The sequence below is a fragment of the Microbacterium sp. CCNWLW41 genome (genome assembly GCF_037083505.1).
The window spans coordinates 99,999-119,506 of record NZ_JBAOJP010000001.1 but is presented as its reverse complement, the minus strand read 5'-3'; the positions used below and the strand labels follow the sequence as shown (position 1 = coordinate 119,506).

Here is a 19,508-nt window from a genome sequence, read left to right as displayed (position 1 = left end):
CTGAATGCACGCTCTGCACCCGGTGCGGCGTACGTTCAGCGCACGTGAGCCGGGTCGGGGGCGCGCGAAGCGAGAAGGAGGAGCGATGGCTCTGGTGATGGGCGTCGATTCGTCGACGCAGTCGTGCAAGGTCGTGATCACGGATGCCTCGACCGGCGCTGTCGTGCGCCAGGGGCGTGCGGGGCACCCCGACGGCACCTCGGTCGACCCCGAGGCCTGGTGGACGGCGCTGCAGCGGGCGATCGAGGACGCCGGCGGGCTCGACGACGTCGAGGCGTGGGCGATCGGCGGCCAGCAGCACGGCATGGTGGCGCTGGATGCCGACGGCCGGGTGGTCCGCGACGCGCTGCTGTGGAACGACACCCGCTCCGCGCAGGCCGCCGCCGACCTCGTCGCCGAGTTCGGCGCCGACCTGCTCGCGCACCGCACGGGCCTCGTGCCCGTGGCATCGTTCACCATCACGAAGCTGCGGTGGCTGCGCGACCACGAGCCCGACAACGCCGCTCGCGTGGCGGCCGTCGCCCTTCCCCACGACTGGCTGACGTGGCGCCTGCGCGGCTTCGGACCCGCCGGCGAGTCGTCCCGCGGCGCGGTGCTCGACGAGCTCGTCACCGATCGCTCCGACGCCTCTGGCACCGGCTACTGGGACCCCGCGACCGGCGGGTACGACCGCGAACTGCTGATCGCGGCGCTCGGCCACGACGCGGTCCTGCCGCGCGTGCTCGGACCCGCGGAATGGGTGACGGATGCCGACGGCCGGCGCGTCGGCGGCGGTGCGGGCGACAACGCCGGCGCGGCGCTGGGCCTGGGCGCCGGACCGGGCGACGTCGTCGTGTCGATCGGCACCAGCGGCACGGTCTTCGCCGTCAGCGAGGAGCGCACGATCGACCCCAGCGGCACGGTCGCGGGGTTCGCGGACTGCACCGGGCGGTTCCTCCCGCTCGTGGCCACCCTCAACGCCGCCCGCGTCCTCGACGCGATCGGCCGCGTGCTGGGCGTCGACCACGCCGAGCTGTCGCGTCTCGCCCTCGCCGCCGAACCGGGCGCCGCGGGGCTCACCCTCGTGCCGTACTTCGAAGGCGAGCGCACGCCGAACCTGCCCGACGCGACCGCGTCGCTCACGGGCATGACGCTGGCCTCGACGACGCGCGAGAACCTGGCGCGCGCCGCGGTCGAGGGGATGCTCTCCGGGCTCGCTGCCGGGCTCGAGGCGCTCCGCGGCCTGGGCGTGCCGCTCGAGCGCGCCCTGCTCGTCGGCGGCGGCGCCCAGTCCGACGCGGTCCGCCGGATCGCCCCGCTCGTGCTCGGGCTGCCCGTCGACGTGCCCGAGCCGGGCGAGTACGTGGCGCTGGGGGCGGCGCGGCAGGCGGCATCCGTCCTCTCCCCTTAGGCGCGCACGCCGACACCGGGTGCCGGAGCCTCCGCGGCGGTACCATTCCGCCATGGCGGACACCTCCGCCGTGCTCGAGCGAGCGCGGACGGCATATCGGTCCGGTGACTGGGAGACGGCGCGGGACGGCTTCGCCACCGCGCGCGATGGGGCGGCGGCCACCGGCCCCGATCTGCGCGCGCTCGCGGCGTGCGAGTGGTGGCTCGGGCGGCAGGAGTCGTGCCTCGACATCCTCGACGAGGCCTACCGCATCCTCTCGGCGGACGGCGAGGCGATGGCCGCCGCGGAAGCCGCGCTCGTCATCGCCCTCGTACGGCTGACGCGTGCCGAGATGACGGTCGGCACGGCGTGGGCGCGCCGCGCGCACCGGATCCTCGCGGACCTCCCCGACGCCCGGGCGCACGCGTACGACGTCTACCTGACGGCGAGCATGGATCTCGACGCCACCGGTGCGCTGTGGCCCGCCGCGAGCGTGTCGCGGATGCGGCAGCTGGCGTCGTCGCTGCGCATCCCCGCGGTGTCGGCGCTCAGCGCCGTCGTGTCGGGGATGCACGCCATCCGCGCCGGCCGCACCGCGGAGGGCTTCGCCGAGCTCGACGAGGCGATGCTCAGCGTGGTGTCGGGCGAGCTCGAGGCGGAGTGGGCGGGCGATGTGCTGTGCACGACCATCCACGTCTGCCACGAGCTGGCCGACTTCCGGCGGATGGCCGACTGGACGCGCGCCGCCGAAGCATGGTGCGCGTCGCACGGCACCGATGTCGTCTACGCCGGGGTGTGCCGCGTGCACCGCCTCGAGCTGCAGTCGGCGAGCGGGGAGTGGGATGCCGCGGAGGCGGCGCTGCAGCGGGCATGCGCAGACCTCGCATCCGACCATCCCTGGGTCGCCGGCGAGGGGTGGTACCAGGTCGGCGAGGTCCGCCGGCTGCGCGGCGATGCCGCGGGTGCTCGGCAGGCGTACGACCGGGCGCGCGCGGCCGGTGTCGACCCGGTTCCGGGCGAGGCGCTGCTCGTGCTCGCGGAGGGCGACCTCGAGCGGGCGGCGGCGATGATCTCGACCTCGCTGGCTCAGCGCGATCGCCTGGGCCGTGCACGGCTGCTGCGCCCCGGCGTCGAGATCGCGCTCGCGGGCGGCACGCCGGAGCAGGCGCATCGGCTGCTCGACGAGCTCGAGGACGACGCGCGCGAGTTCGGCAGCGACGGCTTCCGGGCGTGGGCCGCGCACGCCCGTGGGATGGCGCTGATCCACGCCGGCGACGCCGACGGTGCGATCAGCCGCCTGCACTCCGCGCTGGAGATCTTCCGGCGCCTGCGGCAGCCATGGGAGCAGGCCAACGTGCTGTGCTGGCTCGCGTCCGCGCACGAGCGGCGCGGCGACGACGCCCTGGCCACACAGCTGCGCGACCAGGCCGGCGCGATCTTCGAGCGGCTCGGCGCTCCGCCGGTCGTGGTGCGGTCGGGGACGGCGCCCGCGTCCGACGGCCCGCTGACCGCCCGGGAGCGGCAGATCGTGGAGCTCGTGGCACAGGGCAAGTCCAACCGGCAGATAGCCGCGGAGCTCTTCATCAGCGAGAAGACCGTGAGCCGGCACCTCGCGAACGTGTACGTGAAGCTCGACGTCGGCTCGCGCACCGCCGCGGTGGCCTGGTGGCACGAGCAGGGCGGGCCGCGCGGGCGGTAGGCCGATGCTCCCCGCGCGGGCCGGGCGGCGGGCGCCCGCCGCCCGGCCGGCGCGGCGGTCTGCATGGAATGGTGCAGGCGCGTGGACGAAGTTGCGCCGTTCGCCCGAGGCGGCCGCCCGGGTGGCGTCCGTAGCGTCGTCCCCAGACACACACCCGATGGACCTCGACGAAGGAGACCACGATGTCCACGACGACGATCACCCGGACCGATCCGGAGGCGACGGCCGCGTTCGCGGACCGGCTCATGGGCGCCACGCTCGGCTGGTTCGACCTCATGGCGGTGCACCTGGGCTCGCAGCTCGGCTGGTATGCCGCCCTGTCGCAGCCGGGCGGACTCACGGCGGCGCAGCTCGCCGCACGCACGCGCACCGACGCCCGGTACGCCCGCGAGTGGCTCGAGCAGCAGGCCGCGAGCGGCATCCTGCACGCTGAGGACGCCGCGGAGCACGCCGGCCGCCGCTTCCTGCTCGCGCCCGGCGTGGAGGAGGTCCTGCTCGACCGCGGCAGCCTGTCGTACCTCGAGCCGCTCGCCCGCATGGCGGCGGCCGTCTCGGGGCAGGTGGACGCCCTGCTCGATGCCTATCGCACGGGCGGGGGCGTGAGCTGGGAGCAGCTCGGCCGGCACGCGCGTGAGGCGCAGGCCGATATGAACCGCCCGTGGTTCGAGCAGCTCCCTTCGCTCTTCGCGGGCATCGAGCGCATCGACGACGTGCTGCGGCGCCCCGGGGCCCGGATCGCCGACTTCGGGTCGGGCGGCGGATGGTCCTCGATCGCTCTGGCGCAGGCCTACCCGCAGCTTCGCGTCGTCGGCTTCGACATCGACGAGGCATCGGTCGAGGCCGCGCGGCGCAACGCCGCGGAGGCCGGCGTCGGCGACCGGGTCGAGTTCCTGCTCTCCGACGCGGCGCTGGCCGCTTCGCAGGGGCCGTTCGACGCCGTCTTCGCCTTCGAGTGCCTGCACGACATGCCGCATCCGGTCGCCGTCCTCGCCGCGGCGCGCGAGGCGGTCCGCGACGACGGCATCGTCGTCATCATGGACGAGGCAGCCGAGGAGCGCTTCGCGCCGCAGGCGAGCGAGCTCGAGCGTCTGCTGTACGGCTTCAGCATCTTCGTGTGCCTCCCCGACGGCCTCTCTCACCAGCCGAGCGCCGGCACCGGGACCGTCATGCGCCCGGACACCCTCCGCGGCTACGCGCGATCCGCCGGCTGGAGCGACATCCGCGTGCTCGTGCCCGAGTTCGGGCTGTGGCGGTTCTACGAGATCGTCTGACCCGACGCCGCAGAACTTTCCGACCCGCGCCCGGCAGGGCGCGGGTCGGATCGCGGGGAGCGGCCACAATGAGGGGATGGCGAAGGATGCCGACGACCTCGATGCGATCGCGGCCGAGCTGTACGCGCTGCCACCCGCGCAGTTCACGGCCGCCCGCAACGCCCGTGCGGGACGTGCCGCGCCGGGCCTCGCCAAGCAGCTGAAAGCGCTGCGCAAGCCCACCGTGCCGGCGTGGAGCGTGAATCTGCTCGCGCGCGAAGGGCAGCTCTCGGAGGCACTCGAGCTCTCGGCCGCGCTCCGCGAGGCACAGGACGACCTCGACGCGGCCGAGCTGTCGCGGCTGGGCAAGCAGCGGCGCCAGCTGGTCGCCGCCCTGGCGAAGCAGGCAGCCGGCCTCGCCGCCGACGCCGGCGTCGCGCTCAGTCCCGCGGCCCGCGAGGAGGCCGAGAAGACGATCAACGCGGCGGTGATGGATGCCGCCGCCGCCGCCGCCGTGCTCACCGGGCGCCTCGTCAAGGCGCTGGAGGCGGGCGACATCGACCCGAGCGCGCTGGCCGACGCGGTCGGCGGTTCGGTGCCGGGAGTCGTCGCGCCGCCGCCGCGTGACGACCTGGCCGAGCGGCGCGCGCGCCGCGCGGCGGAGAAGGCCGCGCGGGAGGCCGAGCGCTTGGCCGGCGAGGCGGAGCGCGAGCTCGCCCGGGTCGAGACGCGCCAGGCCAAGGCCCAGGAGCGGGTCGATCACGTGCGGGAGCGCATCGACGATCTCCGCAGGGATCTGGCCGCGCTCGAGGCCGATGAGGATGCCGCCGTCGGCAAGCTCGACGCGATCGAGCGCGAGCGGGCCGATGCCGTCGCGAAGGCGCGCGCCGCCGCGAAGGAGTCCGAGCGCGCGCAGCAGGCGCTCGACGACCTCTGAAGGTCGTCCCGCCGCCACTCACAGCACACTCGTAGGCCGCCGTCCTACCGTGAGACCCATGGCGACTCCCGCACCCGTGGTGTCCGTGACGGCGACCGACGAGGGTGAGATCACGGTCTCGCCGAGCGAGCTGCGTGAGCTCCGCGACGAGCTGCAGCGGTTCATGATGGAGTACCGCTTCGGGCTGCAGGAGGTCGAGACCAAGATCGGGATCCTCCGCGAGGAGTTCCTGCTGACGCACGACTACAACCCGATCGAGCACGTCTCGAGCCGGGTGAAGTCCCCCGACAGCCTCGTCGAGAAGGTGCAGCGCAAGGGCATCGACGGGGACTTCGCCTCCATCCGCCGCAGCATCACCGACATCGCCGGCATCCGCATCACGTGCAGCTTCGTCGCCGACGTCTACCGGCTGTTCGACCTGCTCACCGCGCAGGACGACGTGCGCGTCATCCAGGTGAAGGACTACATCGCCGCACCGAAGCCCAACGGCTACAAGAGCCTGCACGTGATCCTCGAGGTGCCGGTGTTCCTTTCGACCGGACGCATCGAGGTGCCCGTCGAGGTGCAGTTCCGCACCATCGCGATGGACTTCTGGGCCAGCCTCGAGCACAAGATCTACTACAAGTACGCCACGCGCGTGCCCGATGAGCTGCTCGCGAGCCTCAAGGACGCCGCCGACAGCGCGGCCGAGCTCGACGAGCGCATGGAGCGCCTGCACCGTGAGATCAAGGGCGGCGGCGCAGGCGCTGCCGCACCCGTCGCGGTGCGCGAGATCGCCGCCGTCGTCGCGCCGGGTCCGTCGACGGATGCCGCGCCCGCGCGGCCCCGCGACGCCCGGGACCGGTCCGTCTCGCTGTAGCCGCTCGGTCGCCCCGCGCGAAGGCCGGGTGCGCGCCGGAGGCCTGCCGCTACCCTGAACCCGTGCATCTGGAACCCACGCTCATCCTCATCCCGGCGGTGGCGGTGCTGGCTCCGGTTCTCGCGCGGCTGGTCGGCCGGTGGCTGCGGGTGTCGATCGTGGTGTTCGAGCTCGTGCTCGGGATCGTCATCGGCCCCTCGGTGCTGGGCTGGGCGAGCGAGAACCCGTTCGTGGAGACGCTCGCCGACTTCGGCCTGGCGATGCTGTTCTTCGTCGCCGGCACCGAGATCGCGTTCGGGTCGTTCCGCGGCCGGCTGGGGCGCCGGGCCGGCCTCGGGTGGATCGTGAGCCTGGTGCTCGGCATCGGCCTGGGGTGGCTCATCGCACCGGGCGAAGCGGCGATCGTGATCGGCATCGCGCTCTGCTCGACGGCACTCGGGACGCTGCTGCCGATCCTGCGCGACGCCGGCGAGCTGCACACCCCGTTCGGCCGGACCGTCGGAGCGCTCGGCGCCGTAGGGGAGTTCGGGCCGCTGATCGCGATCTCGATCTTCCTGGGAAGCCGCAACCCCGGCCTGTCCACCTTCGTCCTGATCGCCTTCGCGCTCATCGCCGCCGGCGCGATCTGGCTGGCGTTCCGCATCCCGCACGGGGCGATGCACGCCTTCGTCGCGTCGACCCTGCACACGTCGGGCCAGTTCGCCATCCGGGTCGTGCTGCTGATCCTCGCGGCACTCGTGTCGCTGAGCATCGTGTTCGACCTGGACTTCCTCCTCGGCGCCTTCACCGCCGGGATCATCTGGCGCCTCCTCATGCGCGACGCCGGAGAGGAGGACGCCGCGGCCGTGGAGAGCAAGATCGAGGGCGTCGCGTTCGGGTTCATGGTGCCGATCTTCTTCGTCTACACGGGAGTGACGTTCGACCTCCAGGCGCTGCTCGACGAGCCCTCGCTGTTCCTGATGCTTCCGGTCGGTCTTGCAGCTCTGCTGGTGATCCGCGGTCTTCCGTCGACGCTCGCCGCGCCCGAGGGCTCGACGCCGCGCGATCGGCTCTCGATCGCGCTCCTGGGGGCGACAGGCCTCCCGATCATCGTCGCCGTCACCGCGATCGGCGTCGAAGAGGGCGTCCTATCGACGGGGCACCAGGCGGCCCTCATCGCCACCGGCATGCTGTCGGTGCTGCTCTTCCCCGTCGTGGCGATGGCGCTGCGGGGGGACCGCGTCGCCGGCGACGTGCTCCAGGACGACATGGCATGACCACCGCCGAGCTGTTGGACCGGGCCCGCGCGCAGCTTGCCGGAGCCCCGCGCGAGGCCCTCGGCGAGCTCGTCGTGCCCCGGCGGATCCTCGGCGTCTCGCGACCGCCGCGAATCGAGCCGCGGGGAACCGCGTGGCACCTGGGGGTGCTGCTGCTCGCCGACGACGCCGTGTGCGCGACGGGCGACATCGTCCGTGCCCGTGCGGAGGCTCGGCGCGGGTACACCGCCGAGTCCCAGCGTCACCGCGCCGAGCTCGCGGCGGCGGCACGCCGCGGCGGTTTCGCGGAGGGCGAGACCGTCCACATCGGATGGCGGATGCTGCGGCCCGACGCCGTCGACAGGGGAGAGGCATCCGGTCCGCTCATCTCCGACGACGGCGCTCCCAGCATCCGCTGGAGCATCTCAGGCGGACTCATGCCGCTCGAGGCATACCTGTCCGAGCGGGTCGCACTGCTGCTCGATCCGCCCACCGGCGCGTAGAGCGCCCGCCAAGCGCTTACCAACGGGCCTGGGTCGGGTCAAGAGGTGGCCGGGCCTCTCGCGCGCGCCTACGGTGAGACCATGGCGCGACGCGACCTCCTCCGGCAGATCGTCGTCATCAGCGCGTTCTGCTTCATGATCGTCGCCGCGATGGTCGGCTCCGGCGTCTTCGGTGGGACATCTGTGGAGAACCTGCAGGACGGCGCGCTGGACGAGGACGGCTCGTATCTCGCCCCCGCGGGGCCGGCGTTCGCGATCTGGTCCGTGATCTACCTCGGGCTCTTCGCCTACACGATCTGGCAGGCGCTGCCGGCCCAGCGCCGCAGCGACCGGCAGCGCACGCTCGGGTGGCTCATCGCCGGCACGATGATGGTGAACGGGCTGTGGCTCGTCGCGGCCCAGTTCGGCTCGCTGGCGCTCACCGTGCTCGTCATCATCGTGCTGCTGGCCCTCCTCGGGGTGACCTTCCACCGGACGGTCATCGACCCGGCCGACGGCTGGCTCGACCGGCTGCTCGTCGACGGTGTCACGGGTCTCCACCTCGGCTGGGTGACCCTCGCGACGGTGGCCAACATCACGGCGTGGCTCACGGTCATCGGCCCACCCGAGTGGGAGGCATCCGCCGATCTCTGGGGCGTCGTCGTGCTGATCGCCGTCGCGGTGATCGGCCTCGGCATCGAGGCCGCCGGCGGCTGGCGGCTCGGCCCGGCGCTGGCGATCGCCTGGGGACTGTCATGGCTCGCCGTCGGACGACTGTCCGGCGAACCGCCGAGCACGGCCATCGGCATCACCGCGCTCATCGTCGCCTTCGTGGTCCTCGCGGCGGCCGTGATCGGCACGATCCTGCGCGAAGCGGCGTCCGTCCGCAACGCGTCGGCGTGAGTCAGGCGCTCGCGAACCGGGCGGCGAAGGCCTGCAGCAGCCGTGCCGGCTCGGTCACGGACGCCGCGAGCACGCGCGCGGCGATCGTGTCGAAGTGCGCCGACTCGAAGTAGCCGTCGTCCCGGTAGACCGCCATGCGCTCGGTGAAGGCCTTCGTCGTGGGCTCCGGGTGGAACTGGGTGGCGTAGAGCCGGTCGCCGACGCGGTACGCCTGGACGGGGCATTCCTCGTTCGACGCGAGCAGCACCGCTCCGTGCGGCAGCTCCTCGGTGCCCTCCTTGTGCGCGGTGAGCGCGGTGAAGCGGTCCGCGAGGCCGCCGAACACCGGGTCGGCCAAGGCGGCGTCGGTGAGCTCGATCGCGACGGGGCCGGTGTCCTCGGGGAAGGCGCGGCTCACCCGTCCGCCCAGCGTACGGGTCGCGACGCCGATCCCGTAGCAGGTGAACAGCGCCGCCGGACCCATGCCCGAGGCCGCGTGCTCGGCGATGCGCTCGAGTTCGGCCTCGAGCCGCCGCTGGGCGTCGGTCTTGGTCGACTCGGGGTCGGCGACGTTGAAGGGGCTCCCGCCGATCAGGAAGCCGGCGTACTGGTCGAACACGCCGGCGGGCAGCGGATCGCGCACCAGATCGTGGCGGGCCAGGGCGTCCGCGTCCACGCGCATCGCGGCGCGGAAGGACTCGTATTCGGCTGCCGCCGCGTTCAGCTGCGGGCGCACGCAGACATAGAGCAGCGGCCGGGTGGTCATGCACGCAGTCTAGGTCTCCGCCCGCACGGCGGGCGAGGCGGCCGAAATCTGCGGAATCGGTCAGGTCGTCGCGTGTATCAGACCGACACTTCCGTGCTCGGGCATGGTGTGGACAGAATGGGCGCTATGACGCATACGGGCGCCGAGCCATCCGTCGACTCCGTGGAGCCGGCGCGATGGGAGCGAGCCGCCGCACTGTTCGTGCGGTGGCGCGAGGGTGACAGCCGTGCGATGGATGAGCTCGTCCGCCTGATGACGCCGCCGCTGTGGCACGTCGTCCGGGCGTACGGTCTCGACCACGCGCTCGCTCAGGACGTCGTGCAGACGACGTGGCTGACGCTCGTTCGCCGTCACGAGACCATCCTCGACCCGCTCGCGGTGTCGGGGTGGCTCACGATGTGCGCACGCCGTGAGGCGTGGCGGGTCGGCAAGCAGCATCGGCGCGCCGATGCGACCGAGGCCGAGTCGCTCGAACCGCACCTTCCTGTCCACGAATCCGCCGAGCAGACGGCAGCGCAGGACGACGAGACGCGTCGCCTCTGGACCGCTGTCGGCACGCTCAACGACCGATGCCAGCGCCTGCTGCGGATCGTCGCGTTCGAGGACCGCCCCGACTACGCCCGCATCGCCGAAGACCTGGCGATGCCCATCGGATCGATCGGACCGACCCGTCAGCGCTGTCTCGCGAAGCTGCGCGCCGTTCTCGAGGGCGACGGATGGAGAGGGGACGACGATGGAAACTGAGGACTTCGCGGCCGATGCCGCACTGTTCGCACGCATGCGCCGGATGTGGGAGGACGTCGATCCGGTTCCCGCCGACCTGGTCGACCGCATGGTCGCCGCAGTGGCCGTCGAGGACCTCTCGCGCGAGTACGCGCTGCTGACCCTCGTGGAGGGGACGCTCGCGGCGGTGCGCGGAGAGACCGATACCGCGACGCTGCAGTTCAGCGACGGCACGACGAGCGTGCTGCTGCACGTGACGGCCACCGAGGGCGGCGGCCGGCGCGTGGACGGATGGGTGGATGCCACGGCGCTGGCCATCCGGCTCGTCCAGGACGACCGCGAATGGTCGGCCGAACCCGGCGAGCACGGTCGGTTCGCCTTCGAGGAGGTCACGCCAGGGGTGGCGCGGCTTCGCCTGGTGGTCCGCGACGCCGATGGGGCGATGCACGACTTCCAGACCCCGCAGTTCGAAGTCTGACACGCAGTTCCGAGAGACGGATGCCGCGGCCTGGGGGCCGCGGATTCCGCATGTGATGAGGGAGAAGACATGGCGAAGGGCGAGAGCGCGCAGCGGCGCACCTGGCGGGAGCGAGAGGTCGCGGGGGAACCGAAGGGCGTGGTCCTCGACCCCCGCCGCGAGCCGGTCCCCGGCCTTCAGGCGTACGACACGGTGTACGTGCCGGGGCACCTGGTGATCTCGGGAGACCCCGCCGCCGCCGAGGAGGCCCTGAAGGGGGCCGCGGCCAAGCTCGGCTGGGACGTCGAGGTGGAGCCGCTCCCGAGCGGGAAGGACACCGCGGCGCTCTCGCGTGCGTGGATCGTCCAGGCGCCGCGGGAGAACCGCGACGACGAGCCCGTGCCGCCCGTGGACGCCTGGCGTCTGCTGCAGCAGGCGCGCCGCGATGTGCTCATCGCCGAGCGCCTCGGCGTCTCCCCCCGCACCCTCGCGCGGCGGGAGGCGGCCGCGGAGGAGGTCGACTCCGCGGCGCGTGCGGCCGCGACGCGCAGCGTGTCGCTCGAGGCGGCGATCGCCAACGACCCGCCCCACCGCGCCGAGGCCGCGGCCGAGCCGGAGGTGAAGACCCGGCGTGCCCGCGCCGTCGACGATCCCGTGCTCGCACAGGTCAGCCTCGACCACGTGCTCGGCGTCGACCCGATCGACATGAATCCCCACGGCCGCACCAACCCCCACGGCCGCACGAATCCGCACGGGCGGACGAATCCGCACGGGCGCACCAACCCGAGCGGCACCGACGGCTACGCGTACCCGGGCTCCGGCGGGCTCGAGCTGGTCACCTTCATCGGTGCGGCACCTGCGGACCGCCACGCGCTCGCGAACGGCGGCCGGCGACCCGTCATCGCCTTCGCCGACACCGGCTGCGGCGAGCACCCCTGGTTCACCGCGCCCGACGGCCGGTCCGTCGTGCGCACCATCGACGCCGCGGACGGCTCCGGCGTCATCGGCGTGAACGACCCGGCGACCGACCCCGAGCGCTTCGGCGACCTCGCCGGCCCGCTCGACGGGTTCCTCGACGATGCCGCCGGGCACGGGACGTTCGTCGCGGGCGTGCTGCGCCAGGTCTGTCCCGACGCCGACCTCATCGCTATCCGGGTCGCCGACAGCAACGGCAGCGTCCTCGAGAGCGAGCTCATCACGGCCCTCGAGCAGCTGGCGGACTGGATCGACGCGGGGACGGAGGCGGAGCCGCACGTTGTGGACGTGCTGAACCTCTCGCTCGGCTACTACCACGAGACCCCCGAGGACGGACGGTTCAGCCTGCGCATGTACGAGGCGCTGCGCAGCCTCCGAGCCCGCGGCTGCGTGATCGTCTGCTCGGCCGGGAACGACGCGACCGAGCGTCCCACCTTCCCGGCGGCGCTGTACAACTGGGGAGACCCGCTCCTCAGCTTCGACGATCCGGACGGCGACGCCGCGCGGCACTTCGCCGTCGGTGCGCTCAACCCGCAGCGCACTTCGGTCGCGCTGTTCAGCAACATCGGGGACTGGGTGAACCTCTACGCCCCGGGGACGTCGGTGCTGAGCGTCTTCCCGTCCTTCGAGGGCGGCCTCCAGGCAGGCTCGCGCAACGACCGCGGGCAGCGCCGTCGCCAGAGCCTCGATCCGGACGACTTCGACAACGGCGACGAGGGAGGGTTCGCCGTGTGGAGCGGCACCTCGTTCGCCGCGCCGTACGTCGCGGGAACGGTGGCGGCGAAACTCGCCCCGCAGCTGATGGGCGCCGCCGTCGCCGGACGCAGGAAGCACCCCGTGGACGAGGCGGTCGAGGCGATCACGGCGCTGGACCGATCGCGGCTCCCCTCCGGGTAGCGGCGGAGCGCGGCATCCGTCGTCGCTCCGCGGGCCCTCTTCGCGCCATGATTGCTCCATGGGGACTGGTCTCGACGCGGGGGCGTCGTATGCCCGCGGGGTCGAGCTGGCCAATCGGGGTCGCTACACCGACGCGAAGCGCGTGCTCGCCGAGGCGAGCGCCGCCGCCGAGCGAGACGGCGACCGGAATCTGACGGCCCGCATCGCGGGCACCACCGCGTATGTGCTCGCGCGCACCGGCGACGTCGACGCAGGCGAGCGGCTCTGCCTGGACGCGCTCGGTCAGGACGGCCTGGACGCCGTGACGATCGCGCAGCTCCACGGGCAGCTCGGCGCCCTCGCCCTCGAGCGCGGTCTGCTCGACGACGCGGCGGCGTGGCTCGACAAGAGCATCCGGGGGCTTCGGGACGAGCCGGTGCGCCAGGCCAACATGAGGATCAACCGGAGCCTCGTCGACATGCAGCGCGGTCAGCTCGACACGGCGCTGGCCGACCTCGCCGCGGCCGAGCAGGCGTACCGCGAGGCGGGGATGACCACCGAGGCGAACCTCGCGGTGCACAACCGCGGCTACACCCTGATGCTCGCGGGTGATCTCGTGGCCGCGCTGCAGACGATGCAGTCCGTTCGCGAGCCGCTGGACGACGCCTCCACGATGTGGGCGGCGGTCAACGAGCTCGACCGTGCCGAGGTGCTCCGCGAGGCGGGCCTCGTGACCGAGGCCGAACGGAGCCTGTCAGCGGTGTCGGCGGCGTTCGGTCGGCACCGTGCGCCGCGCGACCGGGCGACCGCCGACTACCATCTCGCGCGGTCGCTGCTGAGCCACGACCCGGCGCGCGCGGCCGCCGTCGCCGCTGCGTCCGCCCGCCGTTTCGCCGCCATCGGCAGTCCGGGCTGGGCGGTGCGGGCCGACGCGATCGGGCTCCGCGCGCGCCTGGCCGTCGGCCGCCTGGACCGCAGCGGGATGCCGGTGCGGGTGGCCCGCCGGCTGCCCTCGCGCGCGAAGGTCGCCGCCGTCGCCGAGAAGCTCGAGGCGCAGGGATTCCGCTCCGAGGCCGAGGCGCTCCGGCTGACCGATGCGCTGGCGCGCCTGCGCGCGAACCGCCGGGGGGCGGCGTCGGATCCGGGCACCCGCGTCGGCCCGCGCACGCCCCTGGAGGTGGGCCTGCTGGCGCACGAGCTGCGCGCGGCGCGCGCCGCCGACCGCGGCCGGGAGGGTGACACCCGCCGGCACGCCGCGGCGGGGCTCGACCTCCTCGACCGCAACCGGCAGTCCTTCGGCAGCCTCGACCTGCAGGTGTCGGCCGCCATGCGCGGCATCGGGCTGGCGACCACGGGCCTCTCGTCGGCGCTGCGGTCGGGCAGCCATGCCGCCGTCTTCGAGTGGTCGGAGCGCGCACGGGCACTGACGGGCTTCGTGCTGCCGCTGCGGCCCCCGCCCGACCCGCAGCTGGCCGCCGACCTCGCCGAGCTGCGGGTGCTGCGCACCGCCCACCCCGACGGCGACTGGCTGTCGGACCGTCGTGCCTCGCTGCTGAGCGACCGCGCCCGCCAGCGCCAGTGGTCTCAGACCGCCGCCGGCGAGCAGACCGGACGCGCGTCGCTCGACGACGCCGTCGGCGAGCTCGGCGACGGCGAGGTGCTCGTCTCATATGTGTTCGACGGCAACCAGCTGGCGGCGCTCGTGGTGTCGAAGCAGGGCAGCGAGCTCGTCGGATTGGACTGGGCGGCGGCGCGCTCGGCGCTGGGCGGCCTGCGCGCAGACCTCGACATGTCGGCGACCGTCGTCGGGCCGATGGCCGCGGTGGTCCGCCGCGGCCTGGACGCGCGTCTCGAGACGCTGTCGCAGGTGCTCTGCACACCGGTCGACGGGCTGCTCAGGCGCGCAGAGCGCGTCCTCATCACTGCGCCCGGCGTGCTCTCGGGAGTGCCCTGGATGATGCTGCCGGCGCTGCGGCGGCAGCCGATCTCGATCGCCTCCTCGGTCTCGGCCTGGCTCCGCGAGCGCTCACGCGAGTGGACGCCTCCTGGGTCGGCCGGCTTCGCGGCGGGACCGCGGGTCGCCCGCGGCGAGGAGGAGGTGACGGCCGGTTCGGCGGCCTGGCGGCAGGCCGAGGTGCGGACGGGCGTCGGCGCCACGGTCGCGGACGTCACTGCCCTGGCCTCGCGCGTGGACGTCCTGCACGTCGCCGCGCACGGCAGGCACGCCGCCGACAACCCGATGTTCTCGGGTCTCGAGCTGGCCGACGGCGCGCTCTTCGGATATGACATCGATCTCATCCCGCGTGTGCCCGACACCGTCGTCCTCTCGGCGTGCGAGGTCGGACGCTCGTCGGTCCGGTGGGGCGAGGAGGCGCTCGGGATGACCCGCATCTGGCTGCACGCCGGGACGCGCAGCGTGATCGCCGCTCCGGTGGTCGTCGCGGACGACAACGCGTGCGAGCTGCTGGGCGCCGTCCACGAGGGGCTCGCAGCGGGCACCGCGCCCTCGGTCGCGCTCGCCGAGGCGTCAGAGCGCACCGGCATCGTCGCCCCGTTCCAGGTTCACGGCGCCGGCTTCTGACCCGATCCACCGCGCGTGTATCAGGACGGATGCCGCGCACTCCTCATCATCGGACAGGCTCGGCATGCCGACGGGGGGTCGGGTGCGACGCGAGGCATTGGGGAACGCAGATCGGGCTGCGCGTCTCGGCGCCGGTCCGCGAGGGGTGCCGCGTGGGAACTGGGGCGGCACCCCTCTCCTCGCCCTGCGGAGTCAGTCGCGCGACGAGTTGGCGGTGCGACCTCGCACGATCCCGACGAAGGTCTCCACGGCGGCCGTGCTCCGCTCGGCCACCCACGCCAGCGCGACCGTCGACGAGGGGCCGTCGATGAGCGGCCGGTAGTCCGCGTCCTTGCGCCGGTGCAGGCGAGCCAGCGACATGGGGACGACCACGATCCCCACCCCGGCCGCGACGGTGGCGATCGCATCGGCGGTCTCGGCGGGAGGGTCGAAGGCCGGCGAGAGGGTGCCGGGGATCCGGATGCCGAGCACGTCGTCCCCGGGCACGATGAGCACCTCGCCCACGAGGTCGGCTGTGTCCAGCTCGTCCGCCGCGGTGAGGTGCGAGTCCGCGGCGCAGACGACGACCGGCACCTCGTCGTACAGCGGGATGACGTGCAGCCCGTCCTTGTCGATCGGGAGCCTCACCAGCGCCGCGTCGACATCGCCGTCCAGCAGGGCCCGCCGCTCGTCGTCGGTGGCCAGCGGCACCAGCTCCAGCGCGGTGCGCGGCATCCGCTCGTTCCACGTGTCGATCCACCTGCCGGGCGTCGCCCCGGCGATCGCGCCGAGCGTGAACACCGGCGGCGCCGGATCGCCGGGCGGTACGGGGGAAGGAGCGGGCGACGGCTGCGGCCGCCGGGACCGGGTGGGCCCGGGCTTCTGCGCACGGCCGGCGGTGTTGCCGCGCTTCGGCGGCGTGCCCCGTCCCCGCCCACCCGCGCGTGCCCCGCCTTTCGCCATACCGTTCAGCGTAGCCGGGGCGCTATCGTTCGCTCATGGTGGCGATCCTGGCGACGGTCTTCGCAGCGCTGGCCGCGCTGCTGCACGTGTACATCTTCGTGATGGAGAGCGTGCAGTGGACGCAGCCGCGGATCTGGCGGCGGTTCGGGGTGGCCGACCAGGCGGCCGCGGACATTACGAAGCCGATGGCGTACAACCAGGGCTTCTACAACCTGTTCCTCGCCGTCGGCGTCGTCATCGGTCTGGTGCTGGTCTACGCCGGTGCGGATTCCGCCCCGCTGCGCGCGGCCGGCCTCGCGCTCGTGCTCTTCAGCCTGGGCTCGATGGTGGCGGCCGCCCTCGTGCTGCTGACGACCGGCATGAAGTACCTGCGCGCGGCGCTCATCCAGGGGACGCTGCCGCTCATCGGCTTCGTGCTGTTCCTCTTCGCCTGACGCGCCGCCGACGGCTCAGTCGCACGCGCCCCAGCGGCCGGCCGAGGCGGCGACCGCGGTGGACTCGAGCGAGCGCAGCAGCTCCTCGTGGGTGCGATTGGGCGAGTAGACCTCCACGCGCGCATCACCGCCGGCGACGAGCTCGCCGTTCACGAAGCGGCCGTCAGGGGTCCAGACATAGAGCAGGGTCCTGCCGTACTGATCCTGCGGCTCGACGTCGGTGGTGACCCAGATGGTGGATCCCACCGGAACGAGCGACGTCAGGCTCGCTGTCGCCTCCGCGCCCCAGCACTCGACCTCGGGTGAGACCTCCGGCGTGTCGACACCCAGCAGACGCACGCGCGTCGACTCCTGATCGGTGACAACCCGGTTGGGAGTGGCCACGTGAGCGCGCAGCGTGTCGCCGTCGTGGACGCTCTCGACGGTCATCTCGAACGCGTCGGCCGGGATCGCCGGCATCGCGGCCGTCGTGGCCCCTGCCGTCGGAGCGGCCTCGGGCGCGTCGCCGCGGCCTATGAACCACCACAGGGCGGTGCCCGCGAGGACGACGAGCAGGATGCCGACGAGGACGCGCTTGACCACGCGGCGAGCCTAGAGCCTGGCGGCGACGTGCGCCGTCTCGAGGTGGGCGGGCGCCCGGCGCTCAGGCGGCGAGGCGGAGCCCCCGCTTGTCGGTGGCCACGCGCTCGCCGTCGCCGATCGTCTCGTCGTCGCCGATGAGCGAACCGCCGGCCACGCGGGCGTCGTGCCCGACGTGCGTGCGGACGCCGATCTTGGCGCGCGGTCCGATGGCCGCTCGGGGACCGATGTGAGCGTGCGGTGCGATCTCCGCGTCGGGGCCGATCACCGCATCCGATTCCACCCACACGCCGCGGCCGACGTGCGCGCCCGCGGCGATCTGCACCCCCGGTTCGACATATGCCCCCGCTTCGACGATGGCGCTCGGGTGCACCTTCGCTCCATGCGCGATAAGGCCACGGCCATTGGCGTGCTTGCGATAGCGCAGCGTCTCGCCCTGGTCGTTCTCGATGTCGACGTAGTTCTTGCCCACTGTCCCCTCCTGCAGCACCGGAAGGCGCTGAGTACAGGAATAACCTCAACCCTTGATGATTCATTCCCGCGCATCGGATGCTTTGGATGCACGGGGTTGCCAAATATTCGGAACCGGGCTATGAAGCGGATTGCGCCCGCGTCCGCGAGGGGGTCGAGCGCGCACCGGGATGCTGCCGCGGGGGTCTTCCCGGACAGATCGACCGGTTCTGCTCTAGGCTGTGGAATCACCCATCCCTCGAGCAGAAGTGTGGTGCAACGGTGCCCGACCGTCGCGAGGATCGCTCCATCCATACGGACCGTCTGGTCGCGGGATCGGCGCTCGAGACCCTTCCGACGATCCGCGAGGTCATCGCGCTCGACGCCGTCGTCCAGGGGGTGCCGGAGGTGCTCGTGGGCGACCAGGCGCTCGAGCGCCGCGTGCGGTGGCTCCACGTGTCCGACAACGCCGGTGTGGCACGGCTCCTCGACGGCGGCGAGCTGCTGCTCTCCACCGGTGCGTCGTGGCCCGAGGACGCGGCCGATCTGCGGCGATTCATCGGCGAGCTGGACGACGCCGGGCTCTCCGGCCTGATCCTCGAGCTCGGCACCCACTACCGCGACGTGCCGCCGGCGGTGGTCGAGGCGGCGCGGGAGCGGGGGCTGCCGCTGATCATCCTCCACCGCGAGCTGAAGTTCATCACGATCACCGAGGCCGTGCATGCCCGCATCATCACGGGGCAGACGGATGCGCTCCGCGCCCGCGACGAGGTGCGCGAGCGGTTCACGGCGCTCGTGCTGCGAGGCTCCCCCGCGGACTTCATCGTCCACCAGCTGGCGCAGACGCTCGGCGCTCCCATCGTCCTGGAGAACCTCGGGTACGAGGTCGTGGCCGCCGAGGTCCCCCTCGCGATGGAGGAGGAGCTCTTCACGGAGTGGGAGCTGCGGTCGCGCTCAGCCCACCGGCGTTCCGAGCAGCGCCGCGAGCGCGGCGTGGCCGCCGGCGCCGAGGACTGGCTCATCGTGCCGGTCGAGGCCCGCGGCATCCGCTGGGGGAATCTCATCGCGCTGCCCGGGCCCGAGCATCCTGCCGGGCGCACTGCCGTGCTCGAGCAGGGCGCGATCGCCCTCGCGGTCGGTCGGCTCGCCGACGGCGACGCGGACGAATGGGCCCGTATCGGGCGCCGCCGCCTCGTGGACGGTCTCCTCGCCGGTCGGTTCGCGGGAGTCGGAGGGGCCGCGGCGCGACTCGAGGCCGCCGGCCTGCCGCTGCGCGGGGCGAAGCTGTACGGCCTCGTCATCTCGGGGGCCCCCGTCGCGGCGGAGCGGGCGGATGCCGCGGCTCGCGCCCTGCGCGGCCGAGCCCTCGCCGGCTCGGCTCCGTCGGGGGTCGTCGCGCCCGCCGCGACCGTCCTCCTGTCCCTGCCGGTGGACGCAGTGTTCGACGACGACGCCGTCCTCGCCTTCGCGCGGTCGCTCGTCGAACCCGCGGACGCCGAGCGCGTGACGGTGTCGGTCGGGCGCGCGTCCGAGGGCATCGACGCGGCGCTCGCGTCGGTGCATGAGGCCGTCGACCTCGCCGGGGGCCGTCGGCGCCGCCCCGGTCGCGGGCCGCAGCTGCGTCGCGCGGAGAACCGCCCGCTCGTCCAGCTCGTGACGGCGCTGCGCGACGACCATCGCGTGCTCGAGCACGGGGAGCGCATGCTGGCGCCGCTCATCGCGCACGATCTCTCCCGTTCCGGCGACCTGCTCGACGTGCTCGAGGCCATGCTCGCCCACCCCGGCAACCGCACGGCGGCGGCGGCGGCATCCCATCTCTCCCGATCGGTGTTCTACCAGCGGATCGCGCTCATCGAGGAGCTGCTGGGCGTCGACCTCGACGACGGCGAGACCCAGACGGCGCTGCACCTCGCTCTGCTCGTGCGCAGGTCGGCGGGGCGGTGAGTTCTCCGTTGCTGAGCGCCACCACGGCGCCTCCTGCAGACCCCACGGAGTGCCGTGCGCGATGTCGG

General features: G+C 73.3%; 18 protein-coding genes. 14 read left to right on the top strand and 4 right to left on the bottom strand.

Features of this window, described 5'->3' with window-relative positions; genetic code table 11:
• The first annotated feature begins 85 nt into the window (after positions 1 to 85).
• The 8 genes from xylB (at position 86) to V6R91_RS00425 (ending at position 8,734) form a co-directional block, all read left to right on the top strand.
• On the top strand, positions 86 to 1,390 hold the full coding sequence (xylB, locus tag V6R91_RS00460) for a xylulokinase (RefSeq protein ID WP_336393632.1): 1,305 nt from the start codon (positions 86 to 88) through the stop codon (positions 1,388 to 1,390).
• A 52-nt stretch (positions 1,391 to 1,442) separates the two neighbouring features.
• Entirely contained in the window at positions 1,443 to 3,068 is a 1,626-nt protein-coding gene (locus V6R91_RS00455) for a LuxR C-terminal-related transcriptional regulator (protein ID WP_336393631.1), read from the top strand.
• Positions 3,069 to 3,250: 182 nt separating this feature from the next.
• Positions 3,251 to 4,339, top strand: coding sequence for a class I SAM-dependent methyltransferase (locus V6R91_RS00450; RefSeq protein ID WP_336393630.1), 1,089 nt, complete (start codon positions 3,251 to 3,253; stop codon positions 4,337 to 4,339).
• Positions 4,340 to 4,415: 76 nt separating this feature from the next.
• Entirely contained in the window at positions 4,416 to 5,255 is an 840-nt protein-coding gene (locus V6R91_RS00445; RefSeq protein WP_336393629.1) for a transposase, read from the top strand.
• A gap of 58 nt (positions 5,256 to 5,313) precedes the next feature.
• Positions 5,314 to 6,114, top strand: a complete 801-nt coding sequence (locus tag V6R91_RS00440; protein WP_336393628.1) for a GTP pyrophosphokinase — start codon at positions 5,314 to 5,316, stop codon at positions 6,112 to 6,114.
• A gap of 62 nt (positions 6,115 to 6,176) precedes the next feature.
• Positions 6,177 to 7,370, top strand: a complete 1,194-nt coding sequence (locus tag V6R91_RS00435; RefSeq protein ID WP_336393627.1) for a cation:proton antiporter — start codon at positions 6,177 to 6,179, stop codon at positions 7,368 to 7,370.
• Entirely contained in the window at positions 7,367 to 7,852 is a 486-nt protein-coding gene (locus V6R91_RS00430; protein ID WP_336393626.1) for a glutaminase, read from the top strand. The genes V6R91_RS00435 and V6R91_RS00430 overlap by 4 nt, the downstream gene beginning before the upstream one ends.
• Positions 7,853 to 7,933: 81 nt before the next feature.
• Positions 7,934 to 8,734, top strand: coding sequence for a tryptophan-rich sensory protein (locus tag V6R91_RS00425; RefSeq protein WP_336393625.1), 801 nt, complete (start codon positions 7,934 to 7,936; stop codon positions 8,732 to 8,734).
• A 1-nt stretch (position 8,735) separates the two neighbouring features.
• On the opposite strand, the gene V6R91_RS00420 is transcribed toward V6R91_RS00425, so the two are convergent.
• On the bottom strand, positions 8,736 to 9,479 hold the full coding sequence (locus V6R91_RS00420; protein WP_336393624.1) for a glutamine amidotransferase-related protein: 744 nt from the start codon (positions 9,477 to 9,479) through the stop codon (positions 8,736 to 8,738).
• 126 nt (positions 9,480 to 9,605) lie between these two features.
• Between V6R91_RS00420 and V6R91_RS00415 the strand changes: the two genes are divergently transcribed.
• From V6R91_RS00415 to V6R91_RS00400, 4 genes are all read left to right on the top strand, one after another.
• Positions 9,606 to 10,223 (top strand): RNA polymerase sigma factor, encoded by a 618-nt coding sequence (locus V6R91_RS00415; RefSeq protein ID WP_336393623.1) that lies wholly within the window; start codon positions 9,606 to 9,608, stop codon positions 10,221 to 10,223.
• Positions 10,213 to 10,680, top strand: a complete 468-nt coding sequence (locus tag V6R91_RS00410) for a hypothetical protein (RefSeq protein WP_336393622.1) — start codon at positions 10,213 to 10,215, stop codon at positions 10,678 to 10,680. Before V6R91_RS00415 ends, V6R91_RS00410 begins: the two co-directional genes overlap by 11 nt.
• 69 nt (positions 10,681 to 10,749) lie before the next feature.
• Complete coding sequence (locus V6R91_RS00405; protein WP_336393621.1) at positions 10,750 to 12,531, top strand: S8 family peptidase; 1,782 nt, start codon at positions 10,750 to 10,752, stop codon at positions 12,529 to 12,531.
• Positions 12,532 to 12,589: 58 nt separating this feature from the next.
• Positions 12,590 to 15,091 (top strand): CHAT domain-containing protein, encoded by a 2,502-nt coding sequence (locus V6R91_RS00400; RefSeq protein WP_336393620.1) that lies wholly within the window; start codon positions 12,590 to 12,592, stop codon positions 15,089 to 15,091.
• Between the two features lie 192 nt (positions 15,092 to 15,283).
• Here V6R91_RS00400 and V6R91_RS00395 read toward each other — a convergent pair whose 3' ends face one another.
• Complete coding sequence (locus tag V6R91_RS00395) at positions 15,284 to 16,033, bottom strand: LysR substrate-binding domain-containing protein (RefSeq protein ID WP_336393619.1); 750 nt, start codon at positions 16,031 to 16,033, stop codon at positions 15,284 to 15,286.
• 35 nt (positions 16,034 to 16,068) lie between these two features.
• Between V6R91_RS00395 and V6R91_RS00390 the strand changes: the two genes are divergently transcribed.
• On the top strand, positions 16,069 to 16,467 hold the full coding sequence (locus V6R91_RS00390) for a DUF1304 domain-containing protein (protein WP_336393618.1): 399 nt from the start codon (positions 16,069 to 16,071) through the stop codon (positions 16,465 to 16,467).
• 15 nt (positions 16,468 to 16,482) lie between these two features.
• Here the strand turns inward: V6R91_RS00390 and V6R91_RS00385 are convergent, their stop codons facing one another.
• Both V6R91_RS00385 and V6R91_RS00380 read right to left on the bottom strand, forming a co-directional pair.
• Complete coding sequence (locus V6R91_RS00385) at positions 16,483 to 17,049, bottom strand: thermonuclease family protein (protein WP_336393617.1); 567 nt, start codon at positions 17,047 to 17,049, stop codon at positions 16,483 to 16,485.
• Positions 17,050 to 17,110: 61 nt separating this feature from the next.
• Positions 17,111 to 17,518, bottom strand: coding sequence for a transferase (locus V6R91_RS00380; protein WP_336393616.1), 408 nt, complete (start codon positions 17,516 to 17,518; stop codon positions 17,111 to 17,113).
• Between the two features lie 260 nt (positions 17,519 to 17,778).
• Between V6R91_RS00380 and V6R91_RS00375 the strand changes: the two genes are divergently transcribed.
• Complete coding sequence (locus V6R91_RS00375; protein ID WP_336393615.1) at positions 17,779 to 19,440, top strand: PucR family transcriptional regulator; 1,662 nt, start codon at positions 17,779 to 17,781, stop codon at positions 19,438 to 19,440.
• Positions 19,441 to 19,508 lie beyond the last annotated feature (68 nt).

Excerpts from the sequence above, each read along its gene's own strand:
- xylB (WP_336393632.1), top strand. The coding sequence starts at position 86 with ATGGCTCTGGTGATGGGCGTCGATTCGTCGACGCAGTCGTGCAAGGTC.
- V6R91_RS00455 (WP_336393631.1), top strand. The coding sequence starts at position 1,443 with ATGGCGGACACCTCCGCCGTGCTCGAGCGAGCGCGGACGGCATATCGG.
- V6R91_RS00450 (WP_336393630.1), top strand. The coding sequence starts at position 3,251 with ATGTCCACGACGACGATCACCCGGACCGATCCGGAGGCGACGGCCGCG.
- V6R91_RS00445 (WP_336393629.1), top strand. The coding sequence starts at position 4,416 with ATGGCGAAGGATGCCGACGACCTCGATGCGATCGCGGCCGAGCTGTAC.
- V6R91_RS00440 (WP_336393628.1), top strand. The coding sequence starts at position 5,314 with ATGGCGACTCCCGCACCCGTGGTGTCCGTGACGGCGACCGACGAGGGT.
- V6R91_RS00430 (WP_336393626.1), top strand. The coding sequence starts at position 7,367 with ATGACCACCGCCGAGCTGTTGGACCGGGCCCGCGCGCAGCTTGCCGGA.
- V6R91_RS00425 (WP_336393625.1), top strand. The coding sequence starts at position 7,934 with ATGGCGCGACGCGACCTCCTCCGGCAGATCGTCGTCATCAGCGCGTTC.
- V6R91_RS00420 (WP_336393624.1), bottom strand. The coding sequence starts at position 9,479 with ATGACCACCCGGCCGCTGCTCTATGTCTGCGTGCGCCCGCAGCTGAAC.
- V6R91_RS00415 (WP_336393623.1), top strand. The coding sequence starts at position 9,606 with ATGACGCATACGGGCGCCGAGCCATCCGTCGACTCCGTGGAGCCGGCG.
- V6R91_RS00410 (WP_336393622.1), top strand. The coding sequence starts at position 10,213 with ATGGAAACTGAGGACTTCGCGGCCGATGCCGCACTGTTCGCACGCATG.
- V6R91_RS00405 (WP_336393621.1), top strand. The coding sequence starts at position 10,750 with ATGGCGAAGGGCGAGAGCGCGCAGCGGCGCACCTGGCGGGAGCGAGAG.
- V6R91_RS00400 (WP_336393620.1), top strand. The coding sequence starts at position 12,590 with ATGGGGACTGGTCTCGACGCGGGGGCGTCGTATGCCCGCGGGGTCGAG.
- V6R91_RS00395 (WP_336393619.1), bottom strand. The coding sequence starts at position 16,033 with ATGGCGAAAGGCGGGGCACGCGCGGGTGGGCGGGGACGGGGCACGCCG.
- V6R91_RS00390 (WP_336393618.1), top strand. The coding sequence starts at position 16,069 with ATGGTGGCGATCCTGGCGACGGTCTTCGCAGCGCTGGCCGCGCTGCTG.